Source organism: Thermostichus sp. MS-CIW-30, from assembly GCF_054058015.1.
This window is the reverse complement of sequence record NZ_JBSRZW010000007.1, coordinates 34945-51423: the sequence shown is the minus strand read 5'-3', so window position 1 is coordinate 51423 and position 16479 is coordinate 34945. Positions and strand designations below refer to the sequence as shown.

Below are 16479 nucleotides of genomic sequence, written 5' to 3'. Positions count from 1 at the left end.
GATCCAGATAAAGTCATGGGATCCAAATCGATACCTCTACAGCAGCACCCAGAAGGGATCCTCTCTGTAAGGGAGAAAACTTTCAAGGTTGCCAACTTGGTCAAAGCGGCCCAAGAGGACTTGACCAAGAAAGAAGAGCTGCATCGCTTGTTCATTGCGGCCTTGAGATCCTCAGGGATCCTGCCGCCGGAAGACTTGCTCAACATTGCCAGTAGCCTTCTTGCTCCCAAGCCAGAAGAAAAATTGTTGCAAGAAGCGAAGTGGTTTGGGCAGGGACTTGCTTGTCAACTCTTGGTGCCGGGCAAGAAAGATTGGGAAAAAGGCAGAGTCAGATTGCGGATCATTGTAGAGTTTGAGCCAGAGGATGCAGTCTCAGAGGGCGGCAGTGGATCTCCTCTGGATGACCTTCGCGAAAGTGAGAGCTAGCCTAAGCCAGAGAGACATAGAGGGGGTTGGGCAAGTGTCAAGTAATGATCAATCTCAGGAGTGCTTTGTTGAGCTAGATATTTTCCAAAATACTGTCATTGATATAGGAGGACGCCTAATCTACTCGCAAGAGTTTGCTCAGGTGTACTCAGAGATTGTTTATGAGAGTATCAGATCCTACTTATCCAGCAAACTTAGCGAAAAGGGAGTCTCGATTCTATGGAGCAACTTGAACGGAATAACTAACGTGAAAGGAATTCCTGCTAAACTCTTACGTCCTGGCTCACCGTGGATTGCTGGTAGAGTTAGGATGAGACTAGTGGTTGAGTTTGAGCCAGAAGAAACGGGATCAGGGAGCAGTAGATCGCCTTTGGATGACATTCGGGGAGATGTCAGTCAGTAAAGTCTGTTAGCAATAGGAGACAATGCCGTGGTCGATCCGATAGTTTTTAGGTCAGATGATAGGGAAACTGTCGTTGGAATTGGTGATCAAGTCTACCTTCCAAGTAGATTGCATAGTGCAATTATTAATTACCTTCTTTCAGATACTTTACGGACAAACGGTTACCTTAAATCAAGAAAGGTTTATGCGGACATTAAAATGCTCGTGGATGGAATAGAATCTAGAGTCTTACAGCCCAGAAAGTCGTGGATCTCTGGCAAGATATCAGTCAAAGTTTATCTCGAGTTTGTTCCTGATGACCCATATAGAGATTCTGGAGATAGCGCTCCCAGAAAACTAGAGGATTCTATACTGGATGATTTACGGGCTGTTCAAGTTGTCTCTATGTCTTGAGGTCGATAAGATGACAAAAACATCCATTAATCTCAGCCAACTGGGAGACGGAGTTATCACTTTTATCAACGAGAACAATAATCAGAAAGTCTACATGATTTCCAAGCTTTGCGATTCTATCAATTCTTATTTCCTGGAGTTTGACCAAATGGGAAGAGAACTAGACAGTTACTTGAGTTCGTCTGAGATACAAACAGATATTCCCTATGAAGATCGGGTTCATTTTTTCCATGAAGGAGTTCCATGCTCGATTCTTTCTCCTAAAACTAACGGTTGGCAGACCGGTAGAGTAAAAGTAAGAGTAGAAGTTACGATTGACTTTTATCCTGACAATCCTGAATTTCTGATAAAAGAACCCGACCAAGAGATATTAGAACCTCTAGATGAAAAGTCTCCACTGGACGATCTTCGCAGTATGGATGAATAACGATGAAAGAAAGAAAATCCGGCGAAAGGATTCTAATTCCAGCAGCCGTGCGGGAGTATGTTTTCCAAAGAGACGGCTTCCGTTGTCGCGGTTGCGGAAAGTCGCCCCCAGAGGTTCAGCTTCAGATCGATCACATCATCCCCATTGCCCAAGGGGGCAGTAACGATATCAGCAATCTGCAAACGTTGTGCAAAACCTGCAACCGACGCAAAAAGGATCGACGGGATCCCCGCTTTCGCCGCCACTTTGACTGGTGAGTTGCGGTGTTTCGCCTACGCTTCTCCCTCTAGAAAAGAGAGGAGAGAGGTCTGCAAAAACAACCTCAGACAATAGGCGGAAAGCTCAAAAACGGCATTCGAGTCAGGACTCCCGGCACCGAGCCGACTTCTACTTGTAGACCTTCGGCGGGCTCAAACTTGGTGCGCACGTATCCCAATCCCAGGTACTCTTGCGAAGTTTGGCCTGCACTGGTCAGCAGCCCAATCTTTTCCCCCTGCCGCAAAATCTCTGTGCCAGGACGAGCTTCTCCTTGAAGGCGGATCCCCCACAAAGTTTGCCGAATGCGCCGGTAGGTTACCTGCTTGGCCAAGACTTCCTGGCCAACGTAGCAACCTTTGTCAAGGGAAACAGCTCGCCACAGGCCGGCTTCTAGGGGGTTGTAGTCTGAGGTCAGCTCTCGGTCGGCGGCGGGGCGACCCGCTTCTAGGCGGAGGACTTCCCACAGCTCAGGTGGGGCCAGCTTGGCTCCGGCTTGGAGCAAGCATTCTTCAAGAGCGACTTTCTGGTCAATGGTGCCCCAGAGGGTAAACCCCGGCTGGGCAAGACCCGTGCCACAAGCCAGATGGACAGGGATCCCCTGGATCTCCACGGCGCAGTGCTCATGAGGCCCGGTCGGGATCCTTTCTGAGCCCACCACCTTCTCCAGGAGAGCCTGACTCTGGGAGCCGAGCAATCCAAAGCCAAAGGTCTGATCTGTCTCATCTTGCAACTGTGCTCCCCGCACCAAAGGCAGCATGCGCCCCAAACTCTGCATCAGCAGGCTGCGCCGCTGAGGTGAAGTCCAGATCCAGCAGTCTTCTTCTCCCACGTACACCGTTGCCAAATCCAGGATGCCGGCGGTGGGGGTCACGAAAACCGTGTCGGCCCCCTGCCCTGGCTTGAGGGCCTTCAGATTTTGGGTGCTTCGGTTGTGCAGATAGTCCAAGCCTGGGGATCCCTTCATGCGCAAACGGCCCCACCCGGAGCGGTCTAGAAGCAGGGATCCCGTCTGTGCAACGGGTTGGCCCTCTGTGGGAACAGCAGAAAGAAGAGACATCGCTCACCCCAGAGATGGGATTTGGTTTTCTTCTCTACCCTAGAATAGGCTAGTTCACCCTACCGTCTGTGGCAGATCCCCGGCGTACTGAACTGTGATTGAGGTTGAAGTCCACCAACAGTTGCGGCAGCTTTTGCGGCAGTCTCCCGAAGCCCTGTGGCCCCACCAGTTGACGATGGCTCGCATGGTGGCGCGAGGGTTGCGGTTGGGTCGCAGCACCTTGATCCAGGTGCCTGCTGGGGGTCAGCACCGCCTCAGTTATCTGCTGCCGGCCCTGATGTGGCCCAACCCCACCTTGCTCTGTGCCACAGCTCCTGTGCAGGCGCAAATTTTGGGGGAAGAGATCCCCTGGCTACAGCACACCCTGCAGTTGCATAAGCCCGTCCTGCAAAAAGACCGTTGGCCGGATCCCGATTTCCAGGGGTTGCTGTTGGTGGATCCCCTGGATTGGCTGCAAGCTCGCCTGAGAAAGGGATCCTCGGAAGTGCCGACAGGGATCCCTTTGATCCTGGATGGAGCCGAAGACCTGGAAGATTGGGCCTACCAGGCGCTAACGGTGACCCTGGAAGCCAGCCATTGGCAACAGCTCCGGCAAATCTTCCCTGCCGAGGCGGAGCAGCTCTCCCAGGTTCAGGTCAATTTGTCCCTTCAGCTTTTGCGGCGGCCTCTTTCCCGCTGTCTGCTTCATGCGGATGAACAGGTTCACCTGGATGCTGTGCTGTCTTTGGTGACAGGCTACCCCGGCTGGCTGCCGGATCCCTGGGATCAAATCCGCCGGCGGCTCAGCTCTGAGGGGGATCCCGTCTCCAAATGGATTTGGTGGGCCGAAACCGACCGAGAAACCGGTCGCCTCACCCTTCACCACAGCCCGGCGGCTCTGCAGGATTGGTTGGCCCCCATTTGGGCCACACAGCCGGTGGTGATTATCGGGGAAGCGCTGGATCTGGATCGCCAGGCGGAAACCTACCGGCGACGGTTGGGCTTGCCGGATCTGACGCCGTTGCGGTTTGCCTCAGGCGAGGGTTGGCCCCGTTCCGGCGGGGCGGAGCTTTCCCTTTACTTGCCGCGCCTCCCCCTGCCCAACAGCCCTCTATTTCGGGATCACCTGCTGCAAGAGCTGAAAAAGCTGATCCCTCAAGCGCAAGGCTTTGTGGTGGTGTTGGTGTCGGATCAACCTCTGCAGGCACAGGTGGGGGCGGCTTTGGCTGCCGAATTCGGCTCACGGGTGCGGGTAAACAGCCCGTTCCCCGGCGAAAAGGGCATTTTGGTCTGCGACTGGCCCTACTGGCTGCACCACAAGGCCGGCTTGCCTCGCCCGGAACTGATGGTGATCGCCACTTTGCCTTTCCCTTCTGTGGAAGACCCAAGGGTGGCCGGACGGGTGCAATATCTGCAACGCACCCAGCAGGACTGGTTTCGTCAGTACCTTTTGCCGGTGGCTGCTGCCCAGTTGCAACGGGCCGTCGCGCCTCTGCGGCAAGGCTCTGATTCGGGAGAAGACCCCAGCTCCCCCACTCGATGGGTGGCTATTTTGGATAGCCGCATCATTGCCCGCAGCTACGGCGTCTCTCTTCTCAATGCCTTGGGGCCAACTTTGCGGGTCGAGCAGCGCAGCCAATTGTTCGTTTAGGGATCCCTGGGCCTCTTGCTCGAGTTGATGGGATGTATGGTCATTTTAAACAGGAATGAAACATTTCTGTCCAGCTCCTCTCTCCCTCTGGGAGAAGGTCTGGGGGTGGCCGCGGAAGCAGCGCGGAACGCCTGGGGAGTGTCTCAATCTAGTTTGGAATGACTATATTGAGGATTTTTTGGCTTGAGCGACTGAGAGAAGGCTTGCTCAGCATAGAGGGGAGATTTGTATCCTAGAGAGCCAAAGTCAACTGGGATCCAAGCTATTCTGAGGGTGAATCACTCCTACTCACCTTCTTCTCATGATCAGTCCTGCTCTCAGCTCCGATACAGCACTGCGCACGCAAGCAGTTTGGAAGTCATTGCGGCAGGCCATTGTGGAAAGCTCGGGTTTTCGGGGATGGCTCCAGGGCCGGGAGTTGCCCACTCAGGAAGCAGAGCTGGATCAACTGGTGCATAGCTACCTCGAGCAAACCTTGTCTCACCTGGCCTATTAGGATCCCCAGAGTCCCAGCCAGAGGGGCAAGGTCAGCAAGGCGGCTAAGTACCCCACGGCCAAGGCAGTTACGGTAATTTCCCGATCCAAGTCGTATTCTTCCGTGAGCACCAGGGTGGCGATGGCGGGGGGCATACCGCTCTGCAGGACCAGCACCAGCTTGGCCAGAGGCGGGTAGGGGGTGAAGGCAAGGCCGATTCCCACCAAGAGCGGCACAATCACAATTTTGATCAAGAGGGCCACTCCGGCGGCAAGAAAGGATCCCCAGCGCTTCACCTGGGCCAGCCGCATCCCCAAAATCATCAAACTGAGCGGGATCATGCTCCAGGCAAAAGCCGCCAACCCTTGAGAGAGCCAACCCGGCAGGGGTTCGCGGGTCAGCAGTAGGCCCATAGCAAAAGACCAAAGAGCAGGGGTGCGCAAAATGTGGAGGCCCACCTGCCAAGGTTGGGCATGGGAACTGCCGTGGCGGCTGGCCACCCACACGCCAAACCCGTAGGCCATGAACAGAGTGCCCAGCAGATCATAGAACAGGGCCCAGCCAAAGTAAGCCCTTCCGGCCACAGCCAGACAGATGGGATAGCCCAAATACCCGGTGTTCCCCAGGGTGGCGGTCAGGTGAAAGCTGCCCTGCTGGGCACTGCTCCAACAGTTGGGGACATCCCCCACACCACGGTGCTGCCACCACAGCCAAGCGCTGGTCAAGGCAAACCCCAGCCCCACCGACAGCCAGCAGATCAGGGGAGCAACCCAGATTTGGCCCGACAGATCCACCCCCTGCATAAACCCGACAATGCTGAGGGGCACCCCCACCCAGAACATGAACCGCCCCAAAGCATGAGGATCCAGCCAACGATTCCAGCCGCCGGGCAGCCCCTTCTGGAGAGCAAACCCCAGCAGCGTCCAGCCCAGCAAGGGAGGATAAACCTGAAAAAGGGTGTTGAGCACGCTCAAGAGGGAGAGGGAAGGGATCCCTAGGCAGGGATCCGCCGAGGTTCTTCACGCAGGGCGAAGATGCGTTGAATCACCTCCTCGACAACGCGGTCTGGGGTAGAGGCACCGGAGGTAATGCCGATTTGCACCGGCCCATCGGGTAGCCACCCTTCGGTAACCGTCGGGTCTTGGTGAAGGGGCTTGTGACGGATGCGGTTGTTGGGTTGGATGCAGTCGGGGCCATCGATGTGGAAGGAAGGCAAGCCCTTGGCCAGGGCAATTTCCTGCAAGTGGGTGGTATTCGAGGAATTAAACCCCCCGATCACCACCACGACATCCAAAGGCTGCTCGAGCAGCTCGAACATGGCATCCTGCCGCTCTTGGGTGGCATTGCAGATGGTGTTGAAGCTCATGAAGTGATTGTCCAACTCCTGGGGGCCATATTTGCGCAGCATGGTGGTCTCAAACAGCTTGGCAATGGCGCGGGTCTCCCCCTCTAGCATGGTGGTTTGGTTGGCGATGCCGATCCGCTCTAGATCGCGATCCGGATCAAAACCGGGGGAAGTGGCCTTGCCAAAGCGCCGCCGAAATTCTGCCGCATCTCCGCCTTGCAAAATGTAGCGGGCGACCCATTCTGCTTCTTCCAGGTTCAGCACCACCAGATATTTTTCGGCAAAGGAGCTGGTGGCTACGGTTTCTTCGTGGTTGTACTTGCCGTGGATGACAGAGGTAAATTGGGCCGCGCGGTGCTTGTCCACTTGGTTCCACACGCGGGAAACCCAGGGGCAGGTGGTATCGACAATCTCATTGCCCTGCGACCGAAAAAACGCCATTTCCGATGCACTTGCCCCAAAAGCAGGCCAAATCACCACATCTTGGGGCCGGATCTGAGAGAAGTCCTTCTTGCCGTCTGGGCCTTTCTCCACAAAGCGGATCCCCATCTCCTTCAGGTGCTGGTTTACCAGAGGGTTGTGGATGATCTCGTTGGTGATCCACAGTTGCCGATCCGGAAAGCGTCGCCGCGCTTCATAAGCATATTCCACCGCCCGTTCCACGCCCCAGCAAAAGCCAAAGGCTTTGGCCAGGTGAATGGTGATGTCACCCCGCTGATAGCGGTAAGCCTGGGCGCGGATTTGCTCCACAAGGGGGCTTTTGTAGGTGGTTTGCAGCTCCAGTTGAGCTTGATCCTTGTGTTCTTCAAACCCCTTGGCGAAGTAGGTACTGGATCCGCGCAGGGCTTTGCGCAGGGCCCGTGGGTCTTGGGGAGAGCTATCCGGGGAAGTAGGTTGGGAATGAGGCATGGTTACGGTTGGAGATACGCACTGATCAAGCAGACGGCGAAGGGATCCTTTCTCAGCTTACGCCCAGTCTCGCATCGGTGGGCCATTCCAGCATGCTTTCCCTAGGGCCAGCGACAAGATTGTCAAGTCAACTATAGAATTGCAGGTAGAATTGCAGGGGATCGAAGCTGTTGAGCCAAAGCCAGAAAGCAGGGGGATCCCTTTGGGAATTGGCCGTTATTGGGGCGGTTGATCCTGCATTTCCAGTTGGCGCACCCGCTCTTGTAATTGGCGGGCGGTGGCAGAAAAGCTGCGCCCAGGCCAGAGGAGAGAGCCCAGCCCCACCGTCAACAGGCCCAAGCCGACAGCCGCGGCGATGAGAAATCCCAAAGGCAGCTCCACCGAGCGCCACATTAAGAAATGTACGGTCAGGGTGGTGGGGTTTTGCCCGGCCAGGACTGCCACTCCCAAAGCCAGCAGCAGTGTCAAGACCAAGTTGAACAGCAGTAACATCAGGGATCCCGTCGCAACAGTTCCATTCTGCCTTGTCTGCTGGGGGGGTGGCTCAAGCCCGCACACTCCCGTCGGGTAGGGTGGCTCCGCTGAGGTCAGCGCCGGTCAGCACTGCTCCGCCGATTTTTGCCCCGCTTAGATCGGATCCCTGCAGTTGGGCGCGGGTTAGCTTGGCTTCCCAAAGGTAGGCACCGTGCAAGTTGGCTTCCCGCAAGTCGGCAAAGCTGAGATCCGCGCCGATCAAGTTGGCTTCCCAAAGATTGGCCCCGCGGAGGTTGGCCCCCATCAAGTTGGCCGAGCTGAGATCGGCGCCGCGCAAATCGGCTTCCTGCAGGTTAATGCCACTCAGCTTGCCAAAGGAGAGGTTGGCCCCTCTCAGATTCACCCCTTGCAAGTTGGAGCGCACCAAGTCCACCCCCACCAGGTTGGATTCTTGAAAGTTGCGCTCGCCAGAGGCATATTCTGTCAGCAGCTCGTCAGCAGTTGTCACTCGGGGCATGGCCGGATACTGCCATCCGTGCGTTAAGCTTAGCAATTTCTGGCTGCTCAACGGGGTACTGATGACCGCTCCGAAAGACCTACGAAACGCTAACAAACACTTCCAGAGTGTTCAGTGCCTGTCGCGTCTCTGCTTTCTTCCTGCTTCCACGACTCGTGACTGGTAGTAAGCTTCAGGCTTACCACCCCGCCAGAGGAATCTCCACAGGCGTCTCTTTCCCCAGAGCTTGGGGTAGTTGAGCGCTTTAAGTAGCACTCAAAATACCACCGCACCAGGTTCAGCGCTGCATTGCGGTCGCGGTCTATCCCCAGACCACAACACGGGCAGCGAAATACCCGCTCGCTGAGTGGCATCTTCTGTTTGTGGCCACACCCTGAACACAGTTGGCTGGACGGATAAAACTTATCCGCCACCACCACCTGACAGCCGTAGAGCCGGGCCTTGTACTCTAGCTGTCGCCGTTCGCGATAGCGGGACGGAGTCCTCAGCTCGTAGAACCCACAGTCTGACAGGGATCCCGCCAGTTTGCGGTTCTGGAGCAGGTTCCTCACCTGCAAGTCCTCTATCACCACCACTCGGTATCTCTTGGCCAGGTAAGTCGTCAGCTTGTGCAGATTGTCTTGCCGATCGCGTAAGCGGGACGGAGTCCTTATGTCTGCCACCCGCTTGTGAGCTTTGCCCAACTGCACCACCGCCTTCTTGCGGTTGGCAGAGCCTTTCTGCTTACGGCTCAGCCGCCGTTGCAGCCTGACCAAACGCCGCTGGGCCTTGCGGTAGGGCTTGGGATTGGGAAACACTTCCCCGCCGGAGCAGGTGGCCAGGTGATGGATACCCAAATCCACTCCCACCACCTCTCCGGTCTTCTCCACCTGGGGTGTTGGAGCTTCGTACTTGAAGGAGATGTACCAATGTCCGGCTGATACATTTACGCTGAACACTGCTGAACATCACTGTTCAACTATGCAGCGATAGCATTCTGTTTGTTTCCAACCAGAATGGCGGTATCCCGCAAAGCTTTGAGTAGAATACCCAAAGCGCAGTTTCCGTGTCGTCTTACTACCAATTTTCTGCTTTGCTTTGGCTACCATGTTGGCAGACTCGAAAGTAAACAGAAAGATCAACTGGTAGTAATCCGTACTGAACATATTATACATTATTTTCAGTATAGTTGAGCTTATTATTGACTAGAGTCATGCTCTCAAGCTAACAACCACGTTCTTGGGTGTGGTCACCGGGAGCAGCTCTGCGCAGCGCAGCCAACCGAAGATAGGTACCTTGATGCGGTTGCCAGAAGTGCGAATACTCCCTTCCAGGTAAAAGCTGTCTCGCACTCCCTTGCGTTTGAAGCGGGGAAACTTCCCCAACCCACCCCGCCAGCGCTTAAGGGCTTGCTCCAAGTTGCGTAATGCCTGCTGAGGGGCGCATTTGGAGACCTGGTAGTACCAGCGATGTTCTTTCTTCGCCTCGGCCAATAGGCGCTTGTGCAGGTCAATGGCGGTGGGAAGTTTTTGCTGGTTCTCCAGGGCTTGCCGACAGACTTCTAAGCCCCAGTTATAGGCGTGGCGGGCTACCCCAGCGTGTTGGGCGGCTAGAGTTGTTTGCTTGCGGTTAAGAATGAGTTGCGTCCGAAAACCCAGTAATATGCCCGCCACACCGCAAAGCGTCCATGAGTTCCGTGAAGCTTTCGGCTTGGCGCTCACAAGCCCCCTTTAGCTTTAGGTAACTCATGTTGACTACTGTAAGCTTTTCGGCCTGCTGTTGTCAGCCTCTGGTTTTGTCTGCTGGTTTTGCTGGGGTTGGGGGGGTGGGGACGGCCAGCAGGGATCCCCTGCCACGGGTTGGATGTGCAACTCCAGGTAGCCGGTGGCCGGATCCGGTTGACGGGAGAAGCGATACTCCGGGCTGTCGGCGAGGACAATTTCGGCGGTGGTGTAGATGAGGCAGCCGGGGCGCAGGTGTCCCCCCCAGGTTTGGCCTCGGGCATCGGCAACGGTGAGATGGAGATGGACTCCGTCAGGGCACAGGGATCCACTCAGGGCCAGGATCTCCAGGCGTTCCGACAGCAGGTGATCCCCCATTTGGTCGGCCAGGCGCAGGATGGCTTGGCTGAGGCTGCCGACAGCGCTGAGGACAAACCCCGCTTGCAAGGGCTGCTGCCGGGCCAATCGCTCTAGTTCCTGCTTGAGATCTTGGCCGGGGAAGAGGCGCAAGGGATAAATCTTGAGGGATCCCGGTGGCATGGGCTGGGGCTCCTGGGGGCGGGAAGAGCGGATCCCAAGTCGCCAGCCGGGCTTGACCACCGGGCGGGAGCGAGCGATCACCAAGCAGTCATCCGGCAGGGGGTAGCGGGCAGGAATGGTGGAGCCGGCAGCAATGGTGACATTGGATCCCACCTGCAAAGGAGCCACCAGAACCGAGTTGGCGCCTGTTTTGCTGCGATCCCCAATTTCGGTAGAGTGCTTTTGCTGGCCGTCGTAGTTGGCGATGATGGTGCCCGCGCCGATGTTGACCTGGGATCCCAGCTTGGCATCTCCCAGGTAGGCCAAGTGGGCGGCATTGCTGTGGGATCCGATCTGGGTATTTTTGGTTTCCACAAAGTTGCCGATGCGGCAGTGATCCCCAATCTGGCTGTGGGGGCGCACGTGGGCGTAGGGGCCTATCCAGACGTGGTTGCCGATGCGGCTGTGGCTGACCACCGAGTAGAGAATGTGACACCCAGATCCAATCTCGCTGGACTCGATCCAACTGCCCGGCCCCAGGCGGGTTCCCGGCCCAATGCGGCACACCCCTCGCAGATGGGTTTGGGGCTCGATCACCACATCGGGGGCCAATTCCACCGTTTCCTCGAGGCTGCTGCTGTCGGGATCCACAAAGGTGACCCCGGCTTCCATCCAGGCTTCCTTGAGGCGATCCTGCAAAATCTGGTACGCCTGGGCCAGTTGGCGGCGGTCGTTGATGCCCACAATTTCTTGCGGATCGGCAACATCCAGAGCGATGGCTTTGCCCACCCGCTTGACGGCATCTGTTAGGTAGTACTCCTGCTGTGCGTTGTTGCTGTTGAGATGGGGCAAAACCTGGGCCAGAGCCGGCCAGTGGAAACAATACACCCCACTGTTGATGCGGCGATTTTGCCGTTGGGCCGGGGTGCAGTCTCGCTCTTCCACCAGTTCCAGCACCCGCTGTTGGGCATCGCAAAATACCCGCCCATAGCCATAGGGATCCGCCACCTGAGCCGAGAGCAAGGTTACCTCTGGGTTCATCTGGCGGTGGCGCTCCACCAGAGCTTGCAGGGTTTCTGCCCGCAGCAGGGGCACATCCCCGTTGATCACCAGCAGATCCCCCTGAAAACCGCCCAGGACGGGCAACAGCTGTTGAACGGCGTGTCCGGTGCCCAATTGCTGGGCCTGCTCCACAAATTCAACCGGGTACTCCCGCAGGGCTTGGCGCACCTGCTCCTGTTCATAACCCACAATCACCAGACAGCGGTGGGGCTTTAACGTCAGCACCGTGCGCAGCAGCCGCTCGATCAAAGACAGAGATCCCAGCTTGTGCAGCACCTTGGGCAGCCGTGATCGCATCCGGGTACCTTTGCCCGCTGCCAAGATCGCTACCGATAGCTCCCGCTCTGCCATGTTCCTTCCCCGAACCGCCCCCATCAAGTATAGGCGGCGGGATGCTGCTCAAAAATCTTCTGAGGTTGGATCCAAGTTCCTGAGCCCTGTGCGGCCAAAACTGAGCTAGCTTAATGGCACATCTAGCTGGTGCAGTCTATGGCCGAGAGCAGGGGCCCTGATATGCCCCCGCAGGAACGTCGGCGGTTGGTCCGAGAGGTGGCCGGTTGGCTGGCGATGCTGGGGGTGCTGATCCCAGGGTTGCAGCGCTTCTATATGGGGCACCAACGCTGGGGCTGGGGCTACTTGGTGGCGGGGCTGATGGTGTTCGTTCCTTCCATCCCGCTGCAGATCCTCAGCTACGGGGTACGCGCCCTTTGTTTGCTGGAAGGGCTGTGGATCCTGACCATGAGCAATGCCGATTTCGATTTTCGATTCAACCGAGAGTTGATCGAGCTGGAATGGACCAGTGTGGAAGGGCGAGAAGCCCGGGATCCCGAACAGCAGTTGGAAAGCCTGTTGAAACAGGGCTTGATCACCCGCGCTGAATATGAGGAGCGCCGCCGGCAAATCCGCAAGATCTCCTGACCCAAGCATCAATCACCAAATCAGGCTTCTGCCCGGCTGGCCAGCCCGGTAGATAATGGTTCTGGTGTTGGTTTTCCCGGCAATAGCTCCTGCCCGAGCTGGGCTCCTTCCTCTCCCCTGTTATCTTGCACCGTCCTTTTGCCTTATGTTGCCAAGCCTTCCTCTCGCAGCTATCCCCCTGTTCTCTATTGCGGCAGCCATGCTCTTGGTCTATCTGCCCATGGGGGTGGTGGGCTATGCCCGTGCCCGCGTTGGCTACGACCTGCATGCTCCTCGGGCTATGTTTGATAGGCTACCTCCCTACGGGCAACGGGCCACCTGGGCCCACGCCAACGGGTTTGAGACCTTTGGGATGTTTGCGGCAGCAGCGTTGATCGCCTACATCACCGGCCCTCACTCGGATCCCTGGTATTTTGGCCTCAGCGGAGATGAAGGGGTAGCTGTGCTGTGTGGGGTGTTTCTGCTGGCGCGGCTGCTCTACAACTTTTTCTACATTGCCGATATTCCCATTGGGCGATCCCTCTCCTTCTTGGCGGGATCCCTGGCCACGTTGGGCCTGTTGCTGATTAGCCTGCTGCCTTTTCTCGGCACCGGCCTGGCCTAATCTGGCGAGAGAAACTCCCCCGTCATTTGTTGAGCCTGCCGGTACCCTGGCCCAACCTGCGATACTGGAAAAGGACTTCGTCCTGCTGTCGCCAACGGCGTCCTCTGGGTGCCTCTCTTTTGTCCCACGGCCCACTACGCAACGGTCAGCCATGTACACTCTGGAACTGCTCCTGAAAGGGAACCCTGCCCCCATCGTTGTCCACCAAAAAGAGGAAGAAGCGGCCAACCGGGCCTACCAAAGCATCGTCAATGCTCTGCAGAGTGGATCCCCTCAGAGTTTGGAGCTGACCTGCGACCGCACCGGCAAAAAGGTGTTTCTGCTCACCGGTGAGTTGTGTGGCGTGCAAATGACTTCTAAGTCGAGCAGCGCCAGCCCCATGGGAACCCGTCCCGGTTTTTTGGCCCAGTTGCAAAGCTGAGGACAGCCCTTTTCTCTCTGCCGCTAAGGGATCCCCATGTCTGAGGTGGCCATTCGGGTGGAGAGCCTGACCTTTGCTTGGCCGGAACGTCCGCCGGTTTTGCAGGCGTGCAGTTTTGTCATTCCCAAGGGCCAGTTGTGGATGCTCTTGGGGCCCAATGGCAGCGGCAAGTCCACTTTGTTGCAACTGTTGTCCGGATCCCTGACCCATCCCCAGCCCCTTTCGGGCCACCTGGAGATTCGCGGTCGGCTGGGCTATGTGTTTCAAAACCCGGATCACCAACTGTTCATGCCCACGGTGGGAGCCGATGTGGCCTTTGGCTTGGGAGCAGAGGCTCTGACCTTGGCGGAAATTCACCAGCGGGTGGAAACAGCCTTGGAGCAAGTCGGATTAAAGCACCTGATCCGTCGGCCCATCCACGGCCTCAGCGGCGGACAGAAGCAACGGGTGGCAGTGGCAGGGGCTTTGGCCCGGCGCAGCGAGGTGCTGCTTTTGGACGAGCCCACAGCCCTGTTGGATCCCGACAGCCAGGCGGATTTGCTGCGGTGCATCCGGCAACTGGTGGATCAAGAAGGCATCACCGCCCTCTGGGTAACCCATCGGCTGGCGGAACTGGAATGGGCAGATGGGGCGATTTTGCTCTCGGAAGGTCAAGTGCGTCAACAGGGATCCCCAGAGCAGGTGCGGCAACGGATTGAACAACTGTTTGGAGCCTGAGGGATCCCTGCGCATCCTGATCCCAAAGAGATCGCGAAAGCGCAGCTGCACCCCCCTGCCGTCACTGTTTAGAATAGGTAATGTATCCGGTTGATCAATTCGGTTGGCACAAGGTCATTATCCTGAACTTATTCCCCGTCTGGATCGGCTGGTTTTTACCTGTTGATCCTCGGTTACACCGAATCCCTACAGGTTCTGCGTCAACCGGTTACATCAGCGGGCCACCGGCCCCATCTAGTCTAAAGGAGCTTGAGAACATGGGACTGTCTGAAGTGATCGCCAAAGAGCTGGAAAATGCTCGCAACGTCTGCTCTGAGTACGGCGAAGGGGATCCCCACTGCCGTGCGGCCTGGGATGCGGTTGAAGAAGTGCTGGCAGCTCGCAGCCACCAGCCGAGGACTCCCAGCAGCCTAGAGAAGCACTGCGCTGAAAACCCAGATGCTGTTGAATGCCGGGTCTACGATACCTGATTCTCGGGAACCCCACAGAGTGGATGCTCTCTGTCGATTCCGTAGCGATCGACAGGGTTTCCTACTGGGGATCTCCGACAAAATCCAGCGGCCTGCCGGATCCCTGCCGGTAGGCTTTGCTTTCTTGGACTGGAAGGCGTGACTGGGTGCAGCCTTTTGGTTGCCATCCATCGAAACCAGAACCAGGACTCATCAAGCTCAAGGCTGGTGGAATCCACAGGGCTCGTGGAGAGCGTTTTTCACGAAGAAAGCCTCTGAGCAGAATCAGCCCGCAGCCATTGTCTCACCCACAAGGCGAAAGCTATTCCCAGCAGCACCAGTTGGGGGAGCAGCGTCTGCCAACTGGGATATATGCCCAGCCAGCGCAGCTTTGGGATCCCAACAAGAGGAGTGATGGGCAGCCAGTCCGCCACCTGTAGAGCGTGCAAGCCACTGCCCAAAAACTTAAAGCCCAAGTAGAAAATCAGCAGACTTAGACCCCGGAAAAAAACTCCCAGCGGCAATTTCAGCCCCACCTGCAGCAGCAAGATCGCCACCGCCACCAACACCAGGGATCCCAGGCCGATCCCCAGCCAAAAATCTTTTGCCGAGAGGGAAGGGGCCAACCCCACATAAAACAGCACCGTTTCCGCCCCCTCGCGAAACACCGCCACAAAGGCCAGAAAAGCCAAGGAAAAAACCTGACCCGTGGCCAGTGCCGCCTGCGCCTGTTCCCGCACAAAGGTTTGCCAAGAAGCCACTGCAGCCCGGCGGTGCAACCAAAGGCTGACCGAGAACAACAAACCTGCTGCCACCAGCCCGGTGATCCCTTCCAGCACCTCTTGTCGCGTGTGGGTGAGCATCTGCTGGAAAAACAGCTTCACCAGCAGACCGAGCATCACCGCTGCCAGCAAGCCCGCGGATCCCCCTATCCACACCCAGCGCTTCTGAGCCGATTGCCCGCTCTTGCTCAAAAGGGCCAGCAGTGCCACCAGCACCAAGAGAGCCTCTAGGCCCTCCCGCAGCAAAATCGAAGCAGCATCCAGGAACGTGTAGTCCGACATAGGCTCACCCAGACAGGCGGCTCAGTTTTAGCTGGAGCCAAGAGGATTTCTAGGCGGTGGCTGGGATGAACTTGAGGGCAGCAGAATTGATGCAGTAGCGCAAACCCGTGGGTGGGGGGCCATCCCGAAACACATGCCCCAGATGCCCACCGCAGTTAGAGCAGTGGACTTCCGTGCGGGGCACAAACAATTTCCAGTCCGTCTTGGTGCCGATCACATGGGGAGCAATCGGCTCCCAAAAGCTGGGCCAACCGGTGCCACTGTCGTACTTGGCCGCTGAGGAAAACAGCTCCTGCCCACAGCCGGCACAGACATAGATACCTGGGGCCTTGTTGTCGTAGTAAGCGTTGCGGAAGGGGGGCTCAGTGCCCTCTTGGCGCAGCACATAGTATTGCTCTTCGGTGAGCAGTTGCCGCCACTCGGCGTCGGTTTTGGTGAAGGGATAAGTCTGTTGGGCCATTGCTCTTTGCTCTCCTGCTAAGCTGAGTGGTGCTGTAATCAACCCGGCCACCGCCAAGGTCAACAGCTCGCGTCGTCGCATGATGAGGTTCATCTGTTGTCGCTGTGTAAGTGGCGGGGAGGCCATCCCTACTAGGGGGATCCATCCGCCTTTGTCCGCCACCTGTGGGTTGAGACCTGCAAGCAGGTTACCCGTATCTTAACCCTTCTTTACGCTCCCTTCTGCAAAACAGGGAGATAGCCAGTATTCTA

22 protein-coding genes and 2 pseudogenes are annotated in these 16479 nt (G+C 57.0%); 12 read left to right on the top strand and 12 right to left on the bottom strand.

Annotation, left to right across the window (positions count from 1 at the left end; all coding sequences use genetic code 11):
* Nucleotides 1-15 precede the first annotated feature (15 nt).
* From ACVWXW_RS04730 to ACVWXW_RS04710, 5 genes are read left to right on the top strand one after another with little or no spacing between them, the layout of a single operon-like run.
* Complete coding sequence (locus tag ACVWXW_RS04730) at nt 16-426, top strand: KGK domain-containing protein (protein ID WP_457403018.1); 411 nt, start codon at nt 16-18, stop codon at nt 424-426.
* Nucleotides 365-829 (top strand): KGK domain-containing protein, encoded by a 465-nt coding sequence (locus ACVWXW_RS04725; protein ID WP_457403017.1) that lies wholly within the window; start codon nt 365-367, stop codon nt 827-829. The genes ACVWXW_RS04730 and ACVWXW_RS04725 overlap by 62 nt, the downstream gene beginning before the upstream one ends.
* Before the next feature lie 27 nt (nt 830-856).
* Nucleotides 857-1222, top strand: coding sequence for a KGK domain-containing protein (locus ACVWXW_RS04720; protein ID WP_414388738.1), 366 nt, complete (start codon nt 857-859; stop codon nt 1220-1222).
* Between the two features lie 10 nt (nt 1223-1232).
* Nucleotides 1233-1649: a KGK domain-containing protein gene (locus ACVWXW_RS04715; protein ID WP_457403016.1), complete on the top strand. Its 417-nt coding sequence runs from the start codon at nt 1233-1235 to the stop codon at nt 1647-1649.
* Between the two features lie 2 nt (nt 1650-1651).
* Nucleotides 1652-1906: an HNH endonuclease gene (locus ACVWXW_RS04710; RefSeq protein WP_011430012.1), complete on the top strand. Its 255-nt coding sequence runs from the start codon at nt 1652-1654 to the stop codon at nt 1904-1906.
* A 65-nt stretch (nt 1907-1971) separates the two neighbouring features.
* Here the strand turns inward: ACVWXW_RS04710 and ygfZ are convergent, their stop codons facing one another.
* Nucleotides 1972-2964, bottom strand: a complete 993-nt coding sequence (gene ygfZ, locus ACVWXW_RS04705) for a CAF17-like 4Fe-4S cluster assembly/insertion protein YgfZ (RefSeq protein ID WP_457403015.1) — start codon at nt 2962-2964, stop codon at nt 1972-1974.
* A gap of 94 nt (nt 2965-3058) precedes the next feature.
* On the opposite strand from ygfZ, the gene ACVWXW_RS04700 reads away from it, so the two are divergent.
* Nucleotides 3059-4594: a hypothetical protein gene (locus tag ACVWXW_RS04700; protein WP_457403013.1), complete on the top strand. Its 1536-nt coding sequence runs from the start codon at nt 3059-3061 to the stop codon at nt 4592-4594.
* Between the two features lie 301 nt (nt 4595-4895).
* Nucleotides 4896-5090 (top strand): hypothetical protein, encoded by a 195-nt coding sequence (locus tag ACVWXW_RS04695; protein ID WP_457403011.1) that lies wholly within the window; start codon nt 4896-4898, stop codon nt 5088-5090.
* Here ACVWXW_RS04695 and ACVWXW_RS04690 read toward each other — a convergent pair.
* The 9 genes and pseudogenes from ACVWXW_RS04690 to glmU form a co-directional block, all read right to left on the bottom strand.
* Nucleotides 5087-6037 carry an AEC family transporter gene (locus ACVWXW_RS04690; protein WP_457403010.1) on the bottom strand — a complete coding sequence of 317 codons (951 nt, stop codon included), beginning with the start codon at nt 6035-6037 and terminating at the stop codon, nt 5087-5089. The genes ACVWXW_RS04695 and ACVWXW_RS04690 overlap by 4 nt on opposite strands.
* A 26-nt stretch (nt 6038-6063) precedes the next feature.
* A complete protein-coding gene (locus ACVWXW_RS04685) occupies nt 6064-7323 on the bottom strand; it encodes a 4-hydroxy-3-methylbut-2-enyl diphosphate reductase (protein WP_457403009.1) in 1260 nt (419 codons plus the stop codon).
* A gap of 216 nt (nt 7324-7539) precedes the next feature.
* A complete protein-coding gene (locus tag ACVWXW_RS04680; protein ID WP_011434193.1) occupies nt 7540-7815 on the bottom strand; it encodes a lipopolysaccharide assembly protein LapA domain-containing protein in 276 nt (91 codons plus the stop codon).
* A gap of 52 nt (nt 7816-7867) precedes the next feature.
* Nucleotides 7868-8314 (bottom strand): pentapeptide repeat-containing protein, encoded by a 447-nt coding sequence (locus tag ACVWXW_RS04675; protein ID WP_414328976.1) that lies wholly within the window; start codon nt 8312-8314, stop codon nt 7868-7870.
* Between the two features lie 89 nt (nt 8315-8403).
* The gene (locus tag ACVWXW_RS04670) at nt 8404-9252 is read right to left on the bottom strand and encodes an RNA-guided endonuclease InsQ/TnpB family protein (RefSeq protein ID WP_457403008.1); all 849 of its coding nucleotides are present in this window, start codon (nt 9250-9252) and stop codon (nt 8404-8406) included.
* Nucleotides 9253-9272: 20 nt separating this feature from the next.
* A pseudogene (locus ACVWXW_RS04665) lies at nt 9273-9456 on the bottom strand (hypothetical protein); the annotation flags it as partial.
* A 48-nt stretch (nt 9457-9504) separates the two neighbouring features.
* Complete coding sequence (locus tag ACVWXW_RS04660) at nt 9505-9966, bottom strand: RNA-guided endonuclease InsQ/TnpB family protein (RefSeq protein WP_457403007.1); 462 nt, start codon at nt 9964-9966, stop codon at nt 9505-9507.
* An 81-nt stretch (nt 9967-10047) separates the two neighbouring features.
* A complete protein-coding gene (locus ACVWXW_RS04655; protein WP_414355965.1) occupies nt 10048-10554 on the bottom strand; it encodes a PPC domain-containing DNA-binding protein in 507 nt (168 codons plus the stop codon).
* A gap of 39 nt (nt 10555-10593) precedes the next feature.
* Nucleotides 10594-11946: pseudogene (gene glmU / locus ACVWXW_RS04650) on the bottom strand (bifunctional UDP-N-acetylglucosamine diphosphorylase/glucosamine-1-phosphate N-acetyltransferase GlmU); the annotation flags it as partial.
* Nucleotides 11947-12084: 138 nt separating this feature from the next.
* On the opposite strand from glmU, the gene ACVWXW_RS04645 reads away from it, so the two are divergent.
* The 5 genes from ACVWXW_RS04645 (at nt 12085) to ACVWXW_RS04625 (ending at nt 14725) form a co-directional block, all read left to right on the top strand.
* On the top strand, nt 12085-12513 hold the full coding sequence (locus tag ACVWXW_RS04645; protein WP_414344244.1) for an SHOCT domain-containing protein: 429 nt from the start codon (nt 12085-12087) through the stop codon (nt 12511-12513).
* Between the two features lie 145 nt (nt 12514-12658).
* Nucleotides 12659-13117, top strand: a complete 459-nt coding sequence (locus tag ACVWXW_RS04640) for an MAPEG family protein (RefSeq protein WP_414344246.1) — start codon at nt 12659-12661, stop codon at nt 13115-13117.
* Nucleotides 13118-13268: 151 nt separating this feature from the next.
* Nucleotides 13269-13538: a hypothetical protein gene (locus tag ACVWXW_RS04635; RefSeq protein ID WP_457403006.1), complete on the top strand. Its 270-nt coding sequence runs from the start codon at nt 13269-13271 to the stop codon at nt 13536-13538.
* A gap of 36 nt (nt 13539-13574) precedes the next feature.
* The gene (locus ACVWXW_RS04630; RefSeq protein WP_414331746.1) at nt 13575-14255 is read left to right on the top strand and encodes an energy-coupling factor ABC transporter ATP-binding protein; all 681 of its coding nucleotides are present in this window, start codon (nt 13575-13577) and stop codon (nt 14253-14255) included.
* A 257-nt stretch (nt 14256-14512) separates the two neighbouring features.
* Nucleotides 14513-14725: a CP12 domain-containing protein gene (locus ACVWXW_RS04625; RefSeq protein WP_457384595.1), complete on the top strand. Its 213-nt coding sequence runs from the start codon at nt 14513-14515 to the stop codon at nt 14723-14725.
* Nucleotides 14726-14964: 239 nt separating this feature from the next.
* Here ACVWXW_RS04625 and ACVWXW_RS04620 read toward each other — a convergent pair whose 3' ends face one another.
* Nucleotides 14965-15768, bottom strand: a complete 804-nt coding sequence (locus tag ACVWXW_RS04620; protein WP_457403005.1) for an FTR1 family iron permease — start codon at nt 15766-15768, stop codon at nt 14965-14967.
* Between the two features lie 49 nt (nt 15769-15817).
* On the bottom strand, nt 15818-16309 hold the full coding sequence (gene msrB / locus ACVWXW_RS04615) for a peptide-methionine (R)-S-oxide reductase MsrB (protein WP_457403004.1): 492 nt from the start codon (nt 16307-16309) through the stop codon (nt 15818-15820).
* Between the last annotated feature and the right edge of the window lie 170 nt (nt 16310-16479).